The organism is Catenuloplanes atrovinosus (assembly GCF_031458235.1).
GTDB lineage: Bacteria > Actinomycetota > Actinomycetes > Mycobacteriales > Micromonosporaceae > Catenuloplanes > Catenuloplanes atrovinosus.
On the sequence record NZ_JAVDYB010000001.1, the window covers coordinates 2,910,326 to 2,925,883 of the forward strand.

The 15,558-nt window shown below is 73.2% G+C and carries 11 protein-coding genes and 2 pseudogenes; 7 read left to right on the forward strand and 6 right to left on the reverse strand.

Annotated features, from left to right (window positions below):
- Positions 1 to 29: 29 nt before the first annotated feature.
- The gene (locus J2S41_RS13035) at positions 30 to 1,805 is read right to left on the reverse strand and encodes an Hsp70 family protein (protein ID WP_310367249.1); all 1,776 of its coding nucleotides are present in this window, start codon (positions 1,803 to 1,805) and stop codon (positions 30 to 32) included.
- Positions 1,806 to 1,900: 95 nt separating this feature from the next.
- Between J2S41_RS13035 and J2S41_RS13040 the strand changes: the two genes are divergently transcribed.
- From J2S41_RS13040 to J2S41_RS39835, 3 genes and pseudogenes are all read left to right on the forward strand, one after another.
- On the forward strand, positions 1,901 to 2,281 hold the full coding sequence (locus tag J2S41_RS13040; protein ID WP_310367252.1) for a DoxX family protein: 381 nt from the start codon (positions 1,901 to 1,903) through the stop codon (positions 2,279 to 2,281).
- A 176-nt stretch (positions 2,282 to 2,457) separates the two neighbouring features.
- Positions 2,458 to 3,075 (forward strand): annotated as a pseudogene (locus tag J2S41_RS39830) (gluzincin family metallopeptidase); the annotation flags it as partial.
- Between the two features lie 747 nt (positions 3,076 to 3,822).
- Positions 3,823 to 4,518, forward strand: a pseudogene (locus J2S41_RS39835) (M1 family aminopeptidase); the annotation flags it as partial.
- Positions 4,519 to 4,572: 54 nt separating this feature from the next.
- Here J2S41_RS39835 and J2S41_RS13050 read toward each other — a convergent pair.
- The 3 genes from J2S41_RS13050 to J2S41_RS13060 form a co-directional block, all read right to left on the reverse strand.
- Positions 4,573 to 5,577: a sugar phosphate isomerase/epimerase family protein gene (locus J2S41_RS13050; protein ID WP_310367257.1), complete on the reverse strand. Its 1,005-nt coding sequence runs from the start codon at positions 5,575 to 5,577 to the stop codon at positions 4,573 to 4,575.
- Between the two features lie 283 nt (positions 5,578 to 5,860).
- Positions 5,861 to 6,337: a hypothetical protein gene (locus J2S41_RS13055; RefSeq protein ID WP_310367258.1), complete on the reverse strand. Its 477-nt coding sequence runs from the start codon at positions 6,335 to 6,337 to the stop codon at positions 5,861 to 5,863.
- 41 nt (positions 6,338 to 6,378) lie between these two features.
- Positions 6,379 to 7,137 carry a TetR/AcrR family transcriptional regulator gene (locus J2S41_RS13060; protein WP_310367259.1) on the reverse strand — a complete coding sequence of 253 codons (759 nt, stop codon included), beginning with the start codon at positions 7,135 to 7,137 and terminating at the stop codon, positions 6,379 to 6,381.
- Positions 7,138 to 7,206: 69 nt separating this feature from the next.
- Here J2S41_RS13060 and J2S41_RS13065 point away from each other — a divergent pair, with 69 nt between their 5' ends.
- The gene (locus tag J2S41_RS13065; protein WP_310367260.1) at positions 7,207 to 8,358 is read left to right on the forward strand and encodes a DUF418 domain-containing protein; all 1,152 of its coding nucleotides are present in this window, start codon (positions 7,207 to 7,209) and stop codon (positions 8,356 to 8,358) included.
- Positions 8,359 to 9,357: 999 nt separating this feature from the next.
- Here the strand turns inward: J2S41_RS13065 and glgC are convergent.
- Positions 9,358 to 10,590, reverse strand: coding sequence for a glucose-1-phosphate adenylyltransferase (gene glgC, locus J2S41_RS13070; protein ID WP_310367262.1), 1,233 nt, complete (start codon positions 10,588 to 10,590; stop codon positions 9,358 to 9,360).
- Between the two features lie 68 nt (positions 10,591 to 10,658).
- Between glgC and glgA the strand changes: the two genes are divergently transcribed.
- Complete coding sequence (gene glgA / locus J2S41_RS13075; RefSeq protein ID WP_310367264.1) at positions 10,659 to 11,849, forward strand: glycogen synthase; 1,191 nt, start codon at positions 10,659 to 10,661, stop codon at positions 11,847 to 11,849.
- Position 11,850: 1 nt separating this feature from the next.
- Here glgA and J2S41_RS13080 read toward each other — a convergent pair whose 3' ends face one another.
- Positions 11,851 to 12,810 carry a helix-turn-helix transcriptional regulator gene (locus J2S41_RS13080; protein ID WP_310367266.1) on the reverse strand — a complete coding sequence of 320 codons (960 nt, stop codon included), beginning with the start codon at positions 12,808 to 12,810 and terminating at the stop codon, positions 11,851 to 11,853.
- 53 nt (positions 12,811 to 12,863) lie between these two features.
- Here J2S41_RS13080 and J2S41_RS13085 point away from each other — a divergent pair, with 53 nt between their 5' ends.
- The gene (locus J2S41_RS13085) at positions 12,864 to 13,436 is read left to right on the forward strand and encodes a dienelactone hydrolase family protein (protein WP_310367268.1); all 573 of its coding nucleotides are present in this window, start codon (positions 12,864 to 12,866) and stop codon (positions 13,434 to 13,436) included.
- A 46-nt stretch (positions 13,437 to 13,482) separates the two neighbouring features.
- Positions 13,483 to 15,555: an alpha-1,4-glucan--maltose-1-phosphate maltosyltransferase gene (locus J2S41_RS13090; RefSeq protein ID WP_310367273.1), complete on the forward strand. Its 2,073-nt coding sequence runs from the start codon at positions 13,483 to 13,485 to the stop codon at positions 15,553 to 15,555.
- Positions 15,556 to 15,558 lie beyond the last annotated feature (3 nt).

The window sequence follows — 15,558 nt, forward strand, 5'->3', positions numbered from 1 at the left end:
GCCCGCCGCCGGGCCGCCCGGTGGCCCGGTCAGGGCGTCTCGCCGGTGCGGATCAGCTCCGCGCCGTAGAACTCGCCGTGGATGAGCAGCGTGTCGCCGCGGCACTCGTACCGGGACGGGTCGGCGCTGGCGGTGAGCGACCCGGACGTGTCGACCTCGCCGTTGACCAGCAGCCGCGACGTGCCGGTGGCGACCGTGCCGGACGCGGTCAGCTCGCCGTCCGCCGTGCGGTAGTGGCCGGTGATCCGGCCGTCGACGATGTGCTCCCACCGGTCGCCGAGCACGGTGGCCCGAAACGGGGAGCCGGTGTAGACCACCTCGTAGGTGCCGTCCGCCCGGTAGGTGTCGATACCGGTGTCGTAGCCGGTGAAGTCGGTCGGCACGCCGTCGATGGTGTTCTCGATGACGTACTTCCGCTGCTTCCACACGCCGACGACGCACGGGTCCAGGCCCGGGCTGATCGACGGCGTGGGGGAGGGGTCGGCCGGGAGCGGCCAGCCGCCCCGGACCGCGGCGTGCACGCCCAGCGAGGCGACCAGCACGACGAGGAGGACACCGGTCGCGGCGACGGTGACGGTCACGGCCCGCTGCCGGGAGAGCCCGGCGCCGCCGGCGGCCGGTGCCGAAGGGGCGGAGACGGGCGGCGCCGTGCCACCGGACACCGGCGCGGCCGGGACCCGCCCGCCCGGCGGCCCGGCGGTCCCGGGCGCGGGCGGCGGGGGCGGTGCCCACGGCCCACCGGCCGCCGCGTACAGCGCGCCCTCCGCGACCACCAGCTCCGGCTGGTCGAGCAGCGTCGGCCGTACCCCCAGGGTCTGGAACAGCAGCGAGGCGGCGAGCGGCACGCGGCTCGCGCCGCCGACCAGGAACACGCCGGCCGGCGCGCCGCCGCCCGCGCCGGCCACCACCCGGCGGGTGGCGACCAGCGTGCGCTCCAGGATCGGCCGGGCGGCCTGGTCGAGCTGCTCCCGGCCGAGCGGCGCCTCCTCGTCGACGATCGGCACGTGCAGCACCGTGGACGTGGTGCGGGAGAGGACCTCCTTGGCGGTGCGGGCGCCCTCCCACAGCGTGCGGCGGGCGCGCCGGTCCGCGCGGGTGACCGGGGCCGCCAGCCGCTGCCAGGCCGCCGGGTCGCGGCGGGCGTACGTGCGGGCCAGCAGCTCCACTACGGCGGCGTCCACGTCCGTACCGCCGGTGTCGTCCAGACCCTCCGAGGCGACCACCCGCGGGCCGTGCGGCGCGGCCTGGACCACCGACACGTCGAACGTGCCCGCGCCGAAGTCGTAGATCACCACCCGGCCGCCGGGCGGGATGCGCGCCGCGGCCCGGTGCACCACGTAGCCGGCCGCCGCGATCGGCTCCGGTACCAGCGTGACCTCGGGGAAGACGGTGCGGGCCGCGGACTCCAGGCGCTGCCGGCGCCGCGCGGCCCAGGCGGCCGGGTGGGTGAGCACGACCGCGGTGACCGGCCGCCCGGCGACGCGGCGCGCCTCCGCGGCCACGTGCCCGAGCACGGCCGCGATCACCGCCTCGGTGGCCGGCTGCGCGGCGCCGAGCAGCATCGTCTCCTCGTCGATGTGCCGCTTCGGGTGTGGCTCGAACCCGGCCGGATCGGTCTGCGCGGCGTGCAGCGCGTCGCGGCCGACGATCAGGCGCCCGGACGGATCGGCCCAGACGCCGGACGGCAGCAGCGGCGAGCCGTCGAAGATCAACGGCGTGGGCGGGCGGCCCTCGACCGCGAGCATGGCCACGGTGTGCGAGGTGCCGAGATCGATGCCGAGCCGGACGGCCGTCACATCGGACACGGTACGGAACCGCCGCCACAATCACTTGCACATTTAAGTCAATCCCGTTACGGTTCGCTTCACTGCTTAACTCATCTCCGGGTGCTTGGGGAATCATGAACATCGTTCTGTGGGTCATCGCCGGACTGCTCGCGGCCGCATTCCTGATGTCGGGCGCGATGAAGGTGGTCCAGTCGCGGGAGAAGCTGATCGCGTCCGGCATGGGCTGGGCCGAGGACTTCCCGCCCGGCGGGATCACCGCGATCGGCATCCTGGAGGTGCTGGGCGCGATCGGGCTGATCCTGCCGGCCGTGACCGGCGTCGCACCGATCCTGGTGCCCTTCGCCGCCACCGGGCTGGCGCTGGTCATGGCGGGCGCGATGGTGGTGCACGCCCGTCGCCGTGAGCTGCCGATGCTGGCGGTCAACGCGGTGCTGCTGATCCTGGCGGCCGTGGTCGCCTGGGGCCGATTCGGGCCGTACGCGTTCTCCGCGTGACCAGTTTTCCGGGCCGTGCGCTGGTCACGGCCCGGATTCGCGCGAAGTGACGATTGATGGGCATGCCTCGATGGCGATTCGGCGATAGGGTCCCTGGCGGGGAATCAGCGAATCGACATGCATGGGGGGCATGGATGTTGCGACGAACGACCCTGATCGGCACCGTGATCGTGGCGATGCTGCTCGCCGGCGCGCAGGGCGCGGCGGCACACGGCGGCGGGTTCACACCCGGCGCGCCCGGCCTCGGCGATCCGTATTTCCCGCTCGACGGCAACGGCGGATACGACGTCCGCCACTACGACCTCGACGTGCGCTACACGCCGGCCACCGACGTGCTGGCCGGCACCGCGACGATCAGCGCGCGGGCGACCCAGAACCTCTCCGCCTTCAACCTCGACTTCGAGGGCCTGACCATCCGGTCGCTGACCGTCGACGGCGCGCCCGCGCGGTTCACCCGCGACGGTGCCGAGCTGACCGTCGTGCCCCGCCGCGGCCTGCCGAAGAACCGGTCGTTCACCGTGGTGGTGCGCTACGACGGCGTGCCGCAGACGATCAACGACCCGATCCTCGGCACGGCCGGCGTCTTCCACACCGACGACGGCATGGTCATCGCCGGCCAGCCGGACGTGGCCGCCACCTGGTTCCCGGTCAACGACCACCCGACCGACAAGGCGTCCTACACGATCAAGCTGACCGTGCCGAAGGGCCTCGAGGCGGTGGCGAACGGCGCGCTCACCGGCACCCGCACCCGCGGCGACTGGACCACGTGGACCTGGGACGCGCGCGAGCCGATGGCGTCCTACCTGGTCACGGCCAACGTCGGCGAGTTCCGCATGAACGAGTACCGGTCCGGTGGCGTCCGCTACTGGGACGCGGTCGACCCCGACCTCTACACCCCGCCCGCGGCGCCGAGCAGCGGCGAGAGCTTCGCGCTCAGCGGCGGCGGCGAGCCCGGCTACCGGCGGCTCACCCGCACGCTGGACGTGCCGGCCGGCGGCGCCACGCTCGGCTTCGACGCCACCGTCGCCATCGAGGGCGGCTGGGACTTCTTCCTGGTCGAGGCGCGCACACCCGGCCAGGACGACTGGACCACGCTGCCGGACGCGAACGGCCACACCTCGACCGAGACGCACCTCGTCTGCGCGTACGCGCCGGTCCTGCACCCGTTCCTGCTGCACTACGTGACGCCCGGCGAGGAGGGCGCGTGCGCGTCCGCGACCGGCACCACCGGCGAGTGGCACGCCGCGACCGGAAGCGGCGGCGGCGTGCAGGAGTGGTCGGTCGACCTCGGCCGCTGGGCCGGCGGTCAGGTCGAGGTCTCCCTGACCTACGTCAACGACGACTTCGTGACCTCGCCCGGGGTGTTCATCGACGACGTGGTGGTCTCCACCGGGCAGGGCAGCACCGGCTTCGAGGCCGACGGCGACGTGTTCGACGGCTGGACGCCCGGCGGCCCGCCGGAGGGCTCCCCGCCTAACCCGGCACAGTGGACCGTCGGTGACGCCGACGACATCACCACCACCGGCGACATCATCGACGCCTCGTTCGCCCGCCAGCCGGAGATCGTCGACTTCCTGTCGGACACGTTCGGGCCGTACCCGTTCCGGACCTCCGGCGGCATCGTCGACGACCTGCCCGGGCTCGGCTTCGCGCTGGAGACGCAGACGCGCCCGATCTACTCCACGGCCTTCTTCAGCAGCGTGGAGAGCGGCGCCGACGTGATCGTGCACGAGCTGGCCCACCAGTGGTACGGCGACAGCGTCGCGCTCGCCCGCTGGCAGGACATCTGGCTCAACGAGGGCTTCGCGTCGTACGCGGAGTGGCTGTGGTCGGAGCGCGAGGGCAACGGCACGACGAAGGAGATCTTCGCGAACTACGCGGCGATCCCGGCCGAGTCGGAGTTCTGGCGGACCACGATCGGTGACCCGGGGCCGGAGCGGCTGTTCGACGGCGCGGTCTACACGCGCGGCGCGATGACGCTGCAGGCGCTGCGCGACCGGGTCGGCGACGCCGCGTTCTTCCGGATCCTGCGCGGCTGGGCGACGACGCGGGCCGGCGGCAACGTCACCACGCCGGAGTTCATCGCGTACGCGGAGCGCGTCTCCGGGCAGCAGCTCGACGACCTGTTCCAGGCGTGGCTGTTCACGCCCGCCAAGCCCGCCATCCCCGAGCCGGCGGCGCGGGCGGCGGGCTCGGCGGAGATCCCCGAGCTGCTGCGGCCGCTGCCGCGCCGCTGATCGACCGGTAACGGGCCGGGCTCCGCGGAGCCCGGCCCGTTCCGCTTCAGCGGATCAGCGCGAGGAGAAGGCCGCGTCGAACGCGGACTCCGGCGCGTCGAACGCGAGGCCCCGCACGAAGCGCAGTGCCTCGGGCGCGCCGACCAGGCGGTCCATGCCGGCGTCCTCCCACTCGATCGAGATCGGGCCCTGGTATCCGATCGCGTTCAGCGCACGGAAGCAGTCCTCCCACGGCACGTCGCCGCGGCCGGTGGAGACGAAGTCCCAGCCGCGCCGCAGGTCGGCCCACGGCAGGTGCGAGGAGAGCCGGCCGCGCCGCCCGTCGCCGGTGCGGACCTTGGCGTCCTTGCAGTCCACGTGGTAGATCCGGTCGGCGAAGTCCAGGATGAAGTTCACCGGGTCCAGCTCCTGCCACACGAAGTGCGACGGGTCCCAGTTGAGGCCGAACGCGGGCCGGTTGCCGATCGCCTCCAGCGCGCGCTTCGTCGTCCAGTAGTCGTAGGCGATCTCGGACGGGTGCACCTCGTGCGCGAACCGCACGCCCACCTCGTCGAAGACGTCCAGGATCGGGTTCCACCGGTCCGCGAAGTCCTGGTAGCCACGCTCGATCATCGCGGCCGGGACCGGCGGGAACATGGCGAGCGTGTGCCAGATCGACGAGCCGGTGAAGCCGACCACGGTCTTCACGCCGAGCTTCGCCGCCGCCCGCGCGGTGTCCGCGATCTCCGCGGCCGCGCGCCGGCGCACGCCCTCCGGCTCGCCGTCGCCCCAGATCCGGGCCGGCAGGATGTCCTGGTGCCGCTCGTCGATCGGGTGGTCGCAGACGGCCTGCCCGACCAGGTGGTTGGAGATCGCGAAGACCTGCAGGTTGTGCTTGGCGAGCTGTTCCCGCTTGCGGTCCACGTACGACTCGTCGGACAGCGCCTTGTCCACCTCGAAGTGGTCACCCCAGCAGGCGATCTCCAGCCCGTCGTAGCCCCACTCGGAGGCGAGCCGGCACACCTCCTCGAACGGCAGATCCGCCCACTGCCCGGTGAACAACGTGATCGGTCGCGCCATGTGTCTGTCTCCCTCGGTGCCCGCGGTGACGGTCCTGTGCGTGGCGGACCGCGGCACGGCGGCAGGGCCGGGCGGCGGTCAGCCGGTCGGCGCGAGGGGAAGGCCGCAACCGGACCCGCCGCGGCGACCTCGCACCGGACCGACGGTCTCCAGCACCCCGGGCGGGTTGCGCCTCCCGCCCGAGCCGTCGGCCCGCGAGGCGACCCGCGGATCCGGCCTCCACCCTAGGCGACCGTCCCCGCACAGACCAGCCCCGCGCGGCCGATCGGCGGGTGGCGGCCGGTCAGCGCGTCGTGGCCGGGATGATGCGGAAGTCGCGCTGGAACACGAGGTTGTGCAGATCCCCGGCGACGATGGCGCGCATGGTCGGGATCTGGTCGCGGGCGTCCTCGGCGGAGAAGACGTTGAGCGGCCACTCGCCCACGGTGACGCCGCGCAGGTGCGGGTGGTGGAAGCCCCTGCCGTAGTGGGCGCGCAGCATCAGCGCGGGCAGGCCGGCGTCCCGCTGTTCCGGCCAGCTGAGCGTCCACTCGGCCGCCGGGCCGGTGCCGTCGTCCCGCACGCCGGTGGCCGCGACGGTGCCGGTGCCGAGCAGCAGTTCCTCGTCGACCTCGCGCAGCACCTGCTCCGCCGCGGGGCCGAGCACGTCCACGGTGGCGGCGAAGACCTTCTCCTTCCCGGCCCGGTCGGTGGCGGTGCCGTGCGTACCGTCGCGGAGATCCGCGAAGTGGCGCAGCAGCGCCTCGTGAACGGTGGCCATGTCGGTGCTCCCTGCGATGTCGGTGGACGGGGTTCCGTGCGTCATCGGCCGGCCTCGTCCACCAGCGAGGCGACGCCGCGGAGGATGAGGTCGAGGCCGAGCGCGAAGTCGGTGTCGTCGATCCAGTCCGGGTTCGCGCCGAACGCGCCGCCGGCCGCGGCGGCGGCCAGCGCCGGGTAGTCCTCCGGGTCGAGCACCTCGGCCAGCACCGCGCCGTACGCCTCCGGGCCGCCCAGCCCCTCCTGCGGGCCCAGGCTGACCGCGAGCCCGGCCTGGGCGGCGGCGTACCCGGTGAGCGTGGTGACGATCGGGATGCGGGCGCCGGCGGGCAGTCCGGTCGCGTCCAGCGCGGCCAGCGCGCGGTCCAGCCAGCGCAGCGCGCGCGGCCCGGCCGGTGGCGTGCGGCGGGTGAGCTCGAGCTGCCACGGGCGGCCGATCAGGTAGTCGCGGTGCGCGCGGGTCCACGCCGTCAGGTAGTCGCGCCAGGACTGGCCCTTGCCCGGCGCGGGCGGGTCGGGCACGGCCGCGTCCGCCATCAGCACCAGCAGCTCGTCCTTGCTGCCCACGTACCGGTAGAGCGACATCGGCGCGACGCCGAGCCGCTCGGCGACGCTGCTCATCCGCACGCCGGCCAGCCCGTCCACGTCCGCGATCGCGATCGCGGCGGCGACGATGCCGGGGACGTCGAGGCTGGGGCGCGGGCCGCGGCGGGAGCCGGTGTCGCGGCCCCACATGCGCGCCACCACCGGCGGGATCGTCCCCATCTGCACCGTCCTGCCCTCATTGGCTGTTCGCGTCATCAGTCTAGAGAAGTCATCTGCGTATGTCGTACTGTGTAGCTTCAACGCAGTTAACGGGGAGGGTGTCGGATGGCACGATCGGTTGACGTCGACGCGGTGCGGGGCTTCGCGCTGTTCGGGATCTTCGTGGTGAACGTGACCTTCATGGCCTCGGGCTACCCGGGCAACCTGGCCGACGATCCGCGCTTCGCGTCGTTCGCGGACGAGGCGGTGCGCACGCTGTCGTCCGTGTTCGTCGACATGAAGTTCTACGTGCTGTTCTCGTTCCTGTTCGGCTACAGCTTCGCGATGCAGCTGCGCTCCGCCGGCCCCGCGTTCCCCGCCCGGATGCTGCGCCGGATCGCGGGCCTGTTCGTCCTCGGCGCGCTGCACACGGTGTTCCTGTACGGCGGGGACATCCTCACCACGTACGCCGTCGCCTGTCTGATCCTGTTCCTGATGCGGCACGTGCGGGACGTGACCGCGATCCGCACCGCCGTGATCATCTACGCCGTCGTGGTGGCCGGCCTGGTGACCAGCGCGCTCACGCTGGACGCGTCCGCGTTCCTGCCGGGCGCCGCGGAGGCGCAGGCCACCGCGGCCGCGCAGACGCGCGAGATGGCCACCGGCGGCTGGGGCACGCGCATCGGGCACAACCTCGCCGGCCTGCCGCTGCTGCTGATCCAGGCCGTGTCGCTGCAGGGCCCGACCGCGCTGGCGCTGTTCCTGCTCGGCATGGTCGCCGGCCGCCGTGACCGGCTGGCCCACATCCGCGGCGACGAACCGGTGCTGCGCCGCCTCCAACTGATCGGCTTCCCGGTCGGGCTGACCGGCGGCCTGATCTACGCGCTCGGCGGCGGCAACTCCGGCACGCTCGCCGTGGCCGCCAGCGTCGTGACCGCCCCACTGCTGTCCGCCGCGTACGTGGCAACCCTCCTACGGATCATGCACACCCCACGCGGCACCGCCGTGCGCGCCGCGCTGGCCCCGGCCGGCCGGATGGCGCTGACCAACTACCTCGGACAGTCCGTGATCGGCCTGCTCCTCTTCACCGGCATCGGCCTCGGCCTGGCCGGCACGTTCTCACCGCCCGCGCTGCTGCTCCTGGCCGCCGCGGTCTTCGCCGCCCAGGCCGCCGCCAGCACCCTGTGGCTGCGCCACTTCCGCTACGGCCCGGCCGAATGGGCCCTGCGCTGGCTCACCCACGCCCACCGCCCCTCCCTCTCCGGCACCCCCACCTGACCCTCACCCCCGCCTCCGCCGTGCGCGGGTCGCTGGCCGCGTGTGCGGGTCGCTGGCCGCCGTGTGCGGGTCGCTGGCCGCGTGTGCGGGTCGCTGGCCGCCGTGTGCGGGTCGCTGGCCGCGTGTGCGGGTCGCTGGCCGCCGTGCGCGGGTCGCTCGCCGCGTCGATCTAGGGCGGATTCGCGTGATTGGAGATCATCCCGCCGGAATGCGCCCTAGATCGACGCGGCGCGACGCCACGCGGCGCCACGCGACGCAACACGGCGCGGCGCGACGCCGGCTGCGGCGGCGCCCAGCGCGGCGCGTCGCCACCGCCGATCTAGGGCGGATTCGCGGGATCGAAGATCGAAGTGCCGGAATACGCCCTAGATCGGCGGGGAGAGAGGCAGGGCGCGGCGGACGTCAGTGCGGGTCGGACGGTGCACCGCGCGAAGGGCGGGGCACGGGCCGGGACGAGGGCGGCGGAACGGGTCGCGTGGCAGGCGTCGGCCGGGCGGCGTGGTGTGCGGGCGTGACCGGCATGGGAAGACGAGCGGCGGGCGGTCGAGCACCGGGAGGTTGAGCACCGGATCGCGAAACGCCGATAGGCGGGCGCGGCCGGAACGGGGGCGCCGGGCTGATCGCGGGCACGCGGTCAGCCCGGCGGCGGGGTGCGGGACGCCACCGGCCACGGGTAGGCGATCGCCGCGCGGTCGGGCGCCGGAGGTGGGGCGCGGCCGGGTCGGGTGTGCCCGGGCGATCGCGGCGCCACGTGGTCAGCCCGGCGGCGGGGTGCGGGACGGGACCGGCCACGGGTAGGCGATCGCCGTGCGGTCGGGCGCCGGAGGTGGGGCGCGGCCGGGACGGGGGTGCCGGGGCGATCGCGGCGCCACGTGGTCAGCCCGGCGGCGGGGTGCGGGACGCCACCGGCCACGGACGGCGAGCGCCGGGCCGTCCCGCGCTCGGACCGCGAAGCGCCCGAGGCGGGGACGCGCCCGGCGCGTACCGTGGGAAGGGTTTTCAAGGGTCGATGCGCTGGTTCTTGCCGATCACCACGATGCCGTTGTCGGAGACCGTGAAGCGCTGGCGGTCGCGTTCCAGGTCGACGCCGATCTCGGCGCCTTCCGGGATGCGGACGTTCTTGTCGATGATGGCGTTGCGGATGACGGCGTGGCGGCCGACGTCGACGCCGTCGAGGAGGACGGAGCCGGTGACGTTGGCCCAGGAGTGGACGCGGACGCCGGGGGAGAGGATCGAGTTCTCCACCAGGGAGCCGGAGACGACCACGCCGGGGGAGATCATGGAGCCGACGGCGCGGCCGATGCGTTCCTCCCAGCCGTGCACGAACTTGGCGGGCGGGTACGGCGCGTGGTCGGTCAGGATCGGCCACTTGGAATTGTAGAGATTGAAGACCGGGTGGATCGCGATCAGATCCATGCTGGCCTCGTAGTACGAGTCGAGCGTGCCCACGTCCCGCCAGTAGGCGCGGTCGCGCTCGGTGCTGCCGGGCACCTCGTTGTCACGGAAATCGTAGACGTTCGCGGTGCCGCGCGTGACGAAGTTCGGGATGATGTTGCCGCCCATGTCGTGTTTGCTGGACAGGTCCATGCCGTCCGCGGTCACGGCCTCGCAGAGCGCCTTGGTGGTGAAGACGTAGTTGCCCATCGACGCGTAGATCTCGTCGGGTGCGTCGGGGAGGCCGACCGCGTCCGTGGGCTTCTCCCGGAACGCGGAGATGCGCCGGCCGCTCTCGTCGACCTCGATCACGCCGAACTGGTTCGCCATCGACAGCGGCTGGCGGATGCCGGCCACGGTCACGTCCGCGCCGGAGTCGATGTGGTCCTGCACCATCTGCTGCGGGTCCATCCGGTAGATGTGGTCCGCGCCGAAGACGATGACGTAGTCCGGGTTCTCGTCGTTGATCAGGTTCAGGCTCTGGTAGATCGCGTCGGCCGATCCGGCGAACCAGCGGGGGCCCAGCCGCTGCTGCGCCGGTACCGGCGTGACGTAGTTGCCGAGCAGGTTGGACATCCGCCAGGTCTGGGTGATGTGCCGGTCCAGCGAGTGCGATTTGTACTGGGTCAACACGACGATCTTGAGGAATCCGGCGTTCGCCAGGTTCGACAGGACGAAGTCGATGAGCCGGTAGATGCCCCCGAAGGGCACGCCGGGCTTGGCCCGGTCGGCGGTGAGCGGCATGAGCCGCTTGCCCTCACCTCCGGCCAGGACGATGGCAAGGACCTTGGGCGTCATGAAAGGACGTTATCCAGGCCGGGACCGCTCCGCCAGCCGAGCACGCAATCTTTGATTAGGGTGCGATGGTGGGCACAGACCGGTTTAGAGTTGACCTTCTCACGCGGGAGTACCCGCCCGCCGTCTACGGCGGCGCCGGCGTGCACGTGGAGTACCTTGCGGCGGCGCTGCGCGCGCTGACCCGGGTCGGCGTGCACTGCTTCGGCGCCCCCCGGCCGGACGCGTCGGCCTATGCCGACCTGGCCGAGCTCAAGGACGCCAACCCGGCGCTCCAGGTGCTCGGCGTCGACCTGGCGATCGCGGCCGGCGTGGCCGGCACGGACCTCGTGCACAGCCACACGTGGTACGCGAACCTCGCCGGCCACCTGGCGAAGCTGCTGCACGGCGTGCCGCACGTGGTCACCACGCACAGCCTGGAGCCGTTGCGCCCGTGGAAGGCCGAGCAGCTCGGCGGCGGCTACGCGCTGTCCTCGTGGGCGGAGCGGACGGCGCTGGAGGCGGCCGACGCGATCATCGCGGTCTCCGACGGCATGCGGCGCGACGTGCTCGCCGCCTATCCGGCGGTCGACCCCGCGCGGGTACGGGTGGTGCACAACGGCATCGACACCGCGCAGTACGCGCCGGACCCCGCCACCGACGTGCTGGAGCGGCTCGGCATCGCGACCGGCGTGCCGACGCTGACGTTCGTCGGCCGGATCACCCGGCAGAAGGGCCTGCCGCACCTGCTGCGCGCGGCCCGGCAACTCGATCCGGCCGCGCAGCTGGTGTTCCTGGCCGGCGCGCCGGACACGCCGGAGATCGCGGCGGAGGTGTCCGCGCTCGTCGACGAGCTGCGCACCAGCCGGGACAACGTGGTCTGGATCCCGGAGATGCTGGCCAAGCCGGAGGTCATCCAGATCCTGACGCACAGCACGGTGTTCGTCTGCCCGTCCGTCTACGAGCCGATGGGCATCGTGAACCTGGAGGCGATGGCCTGCGAGACCGCGGTGGTGGCCACCGCGACCGGCGGCATCCCCGAGGTGGTCGAGGACGGCGTGACCGGCCTGCTGGTGCCGATCGAGCAGGTGAGCGACGGCAGCGGCACGCCGGTCGACCCGATCCGCTTCGAGTCCGACCTCGCCGCGGCGATCAACGCGCTGCTGGGCGACCCGGAGCGCGCGGACCGGATGGGCCGGGCCGGCCGCCAGCGCGCGGTGGACCACTTCTCCTGGCCGGCGATCGCGGAGGCCACCATGGAGGTCTACCGCTCGGTGCTGTGACCTAGAGCCGGTAGTGGGCGGCGGCGCCGCGTACCTCGGCCGCGATCCGGGCGCGCAGGTCCGCGGGCGCGAGCACCTCGACCGCGGCGCCGAGGCCGAGCAGCGCGCTGACCGCCCACTCCAGGCTCTCGAACGGGACCGTCACCTCCACCCGGGCGGCGGCGGTCCCGGCGGGCAGCCGGTCGTGGCCGTGCACCGGCAGGCACTCGCGCAGCCGGGACAGCGCGTGCCCGGCCACCCGCAGCGTGACCTCGACCGCGGTCCGCTCGCGCTCCAGGTCGGCGCGCGCGTCGGCCCAGCTGGCCGCCAGGTCGAAGCGGGCCGGTCGGCGGACCGGCGTCTCCAGCGTCTCCACGGACCGGACCCGGGACACCCGGTACGTCCGGCGGGCGCCGTCGCGCAGCGCGACCAGGTACCAGACGCCAGCCGCCAGGACCAGGCCGAGCGGGTCGACCTCGCGGGTCGCGGTGTCGCCCGACCGGGTGGTGTAGACGATCCGGGCGCGCCGGTCCGACCACACCGCGGTGGCGAGCGCGGTCAGGCACGGCACCGGCTCGGCCGTGCCGAAGAACCGCACCGGGTCCAGGTGGAAGCGCGCCGCGGTGGCGGAGGCGCGGTCGCGGGCCTCGCCGGTCAGCCCGGCCCACACCTTGACCCGCGCGCCCTCGAGCAGTTCGCCGAGGCCGAGCTGGGCGGCCGGCCCGGCCAGCCCGAGGAACGCGAGCGCGCCCGCCTCGTCCAGCCCCAGCCCGGTCAGCCGGGTGCGGTAGCCGCCGTCCAGCCGGTATCCGCCGGCCGGGCCGCGCGTGGACCGGATCGGCACGCCGGACGCGGCCAGCGCCTCCGCGTCGCGCTGGACCGTGCGCTCGCTGACCTCCAGCAGCCGGGCGAGCTCCGCGCCGGTGGCCTGCCCGCGCACCTGCAGGTGCAGCAGCAGTGACATCATCCGGGAGGCGCGCACGAAAGAGGTTATCCCGACATGCGGTGTCGGGAAAAGCGTGCAGGATGGTGCGCATGACCGAGATCGTGCTGTTCCACCATGTGCAGGGCCTCACCCCGGGGGTACGGGCGCTCGCCGCCCGCTTCGAGGCCGCCGGCCACACCGTGCACCTGCCCGACCTGCTCGACGGCCGCACCTTCGGCACGCTGGAGGAGGGCCTGGCCTACGCCCAGGAGATCGGCTTCTCGCGGATCGCCGAGCGGGGCCGGGTGGCCGCGGACGCGCTGCCCGAGGACGTCATCTACGCCGGGATCTCGCTCGGCGCGATGCCCGCTCAGATGCTGGCCCAGACGCGGCCCGGCGCGCGCGGCGCGCTGCTGCTGGAGGGCTGCCTGCCGAACGGTGAGTTCGGCGCCTGGCCGCGGAGCCTGCCGGTGCAGGTGCACGGCCGGGAGGACGATCCGATCTTCGCGGCCTCCGGCGACCTGGACGCTGCCCGCGAGCTGATCGGCGAGGCCGAGCACGGCGAGCTGTTCCTCTACCCGGGCAGCGCCCACCTGTTCACCGACGAGGGCCTGCCGGGCTACGACGCGGACGCGACCGTGCTCGTCGTGGAGCGCGCGCTCGAGATGATCCGGAAAGCCTGATCTTCTCGGCGCGCGGAACGGGCGTGCCTGGACTAGGTTTGCTGGTGTGACCGGACGATTCCCCATCGAAGACGTCGCGCCCGCCGTTGACGGTGGGCGCTACCCGGCGAAAGCGGTCGTCGGCGAGCTGGTGCCGGTGACGGTGACAGCGTACCGGGAGGGCCACCACGCGCTCGGGGTCGCCGTGGTGTGGCAGGGGCCCGACGGCGCGGAGCGTCCCTTCACGAGGCTGCGGCCGCTCGGCGCCGGCCTGGACCGGTGGCAGGGCGTCATCCGCCCGGACGCGCCGGGCGAGTGGACGTTCCGCGTCGAGGCGTTCGACGATCCGTACCTGACCTGGCACAACGCGGTCACGAAGAAGCTGGCCGCGGGCCAGGGCATCGCGGACCTGGCCAACGACCTGGCCGAGGGCGCGGCCCTGCTGACGGAGGCGGCCCGGCACCTGCCGCTCAACGCGGACAGCCGGGCCGGCATCCAGCTCACCGACCGGGGGTACGCGTACGGCCGCGGCTCGGTGATCCAGGAGTCCGGTGAGATCCCGGAGGCCGCGATCCCCACGCCGCGCGCGGAGCGGGCCCGGATCTTCGCGGCGGTCGAGGCGCTGCGCGACGAGGAGCTGACGCTTCAGGAGCGCACCACGCCCGCGCTGCAGCTCGACGACCTGCTGTGGGACAAGCCGGTCCGCCGGTATACGACCGCCTCCGAGACGTACCGGCTGTGGGTCGATCGCCGCAAGGCGCTGTTCAGCTCGTGGTACGAGTTCTTCCCGCGGTCCGAGGGGGCGGTGCTGCCGCACCGCAGCGGCACGTTCCAGACCGCGGCGAAGCGGCTGCCCGCGGTCGCCGAGATGGGCTTCGACGTGCTCTACCTCCCGCCGATCCACCCGATCGGGCGGACCTGGCGCAAGGGCCGGAACAACTCGCTGATCGCGCGCGCGGAGGACGTCGGCTCGCCGTGGGCGATCGGCGCGGACGAGGGCGGCCACGACGCCATCCACCCCGACCTGGGTACGGCCGAGGACTTCCGCGAGTTCGTCACCACCGCCAACGAGCTGGGCGTCGAGGTGGCGATGGACCTGGCGCTGCAGTGCTCGCCGGACCACCCGTGGGTCACCGAGCACCCGGAGTGGTTCACCCGGCGCCCGGACGGCACGATCGCGTACGCGGAGAACCCGCCGAAGAAGTACCAGGACATCTACCCGCTCAACTTCGACAACGACCCGGAGGGCATCCGGGCGGAGATGCTGCGGATCGTCCGGCACTGGATGGGCCAGGGCATCCGCGCGTTCCGGGTGGACAACCCGCACACCAAGCCGCTCGACTTCTGGTACTGGCTGATCGGCGAGGTCAAGCGCACCGACCCGGACGTGATCTTCCTGGCCGAGGCGTTCACCCGGCCGGCGATCATGCACGGGCTCGCGAAGATCGGGTTCACCCAGTCGTACACGTACTTCACCTGGCGGACCAGCGCCGAGGAGATGCGCGAGTACTGCGAGCAACTGGTCGCGGCCGCGGACTACATGACGCCGAACTTCTGGCCGAACACGCCGGACATCCTGCACGAGACGCTCCAGCACGGCGGCCCGCCGATGTTCAAGATCCGGGCGGTGCTGGCCAGCATGCTGTCACCGTCGTGGGGCATGTACGCCGGGTACGAGCTGTTCGAGCACGAGCCGCGGCCCGGCGCGGAGGAGTACCTCGACAACGAGAAGTTCGAGCTGCGCCCGCGCGACTGGGAGCTGGCCGAACTGGAGGGCCGCTCGCTCCGGGCGTACCTGACCCGGCTGAACGAGATCCGCAAGGAGAACCCGGCGCTGCACTGGCTGCGGAACCTGCGATTCCACCACTGCGACAATCCGGGCATCCTGGTCTGGTCCAAGAAGGATCCCGACTCGGCGAACACCATCCTGGTGGCGTGCTCGTTCGACCCGCACGCGGTGCAGTGGGCCACGGTCGACCTGGACATGCCGGCGCTGGGCCTGGACCCCGGCGACCGCGTCCGGGTGCACGACCTGCTCAACGGCGCGAACCACGTCTGGGGCGCCTCCGGCAACGCGGTCCGGCTGGACCCGATCATCAACCCCGCCCACATCTTCACCGTCGAGCGGATCGGAGGGTGAGCG

Bases quoted from the DNA above. Each gene is read 5' to 3' on its own strand.
- J2S41_RS13055 (WP_310367258.1), bottom strand. From the start codon at position 6,337: ATGGCCACCGTTCACGAGGCGCTGCTGCGCCACTTCGCGGATCTCCGC.
- J2S41_RS13085 (WP_310367268.1), top strand. From the start codon at position 12,864: ATGACCGAGATCGTGCTGTTCCACCATGTGCAGGGCCTCACCCCGGGG.
- J2S41_RS13065 (WP_310367260.1), top strand. From the start codon at position 7,207: ATGGCACGATCGGTTGACGTCGACGCGGTGCGGGGCTTCGCGCTGTTC.
- J2S41_RS13040 (WP_310367252.1), top strand. From the start codon at position 1,901: ATGAACATCGTTCTGTGGGTCATCGCCGGACTGCTCGCGGCCGCATTC.
- glgC (WP_310367262.1), bottom strand. From the start codon at position 10,590: ATGACGCCCAAGGTCCTTGCCATCGTCCTGGCCGGAGGTGAGGGCAAG.
- J2S41_RS13050 (WP_310367257.1), bottom strand. From the start codon at position 5,577: ATGGCGCGACCGATCACGTTGTTCACCGGGCAGTGGGCGGATCTGCCG.
- J2S41_RS13060 (WP_310367259.1), bottom strand. From the start codon at position 7,137: ATGACGCGAACAGCCAATGAGGGCAGGACGGTGCAGATGGGGACGATC.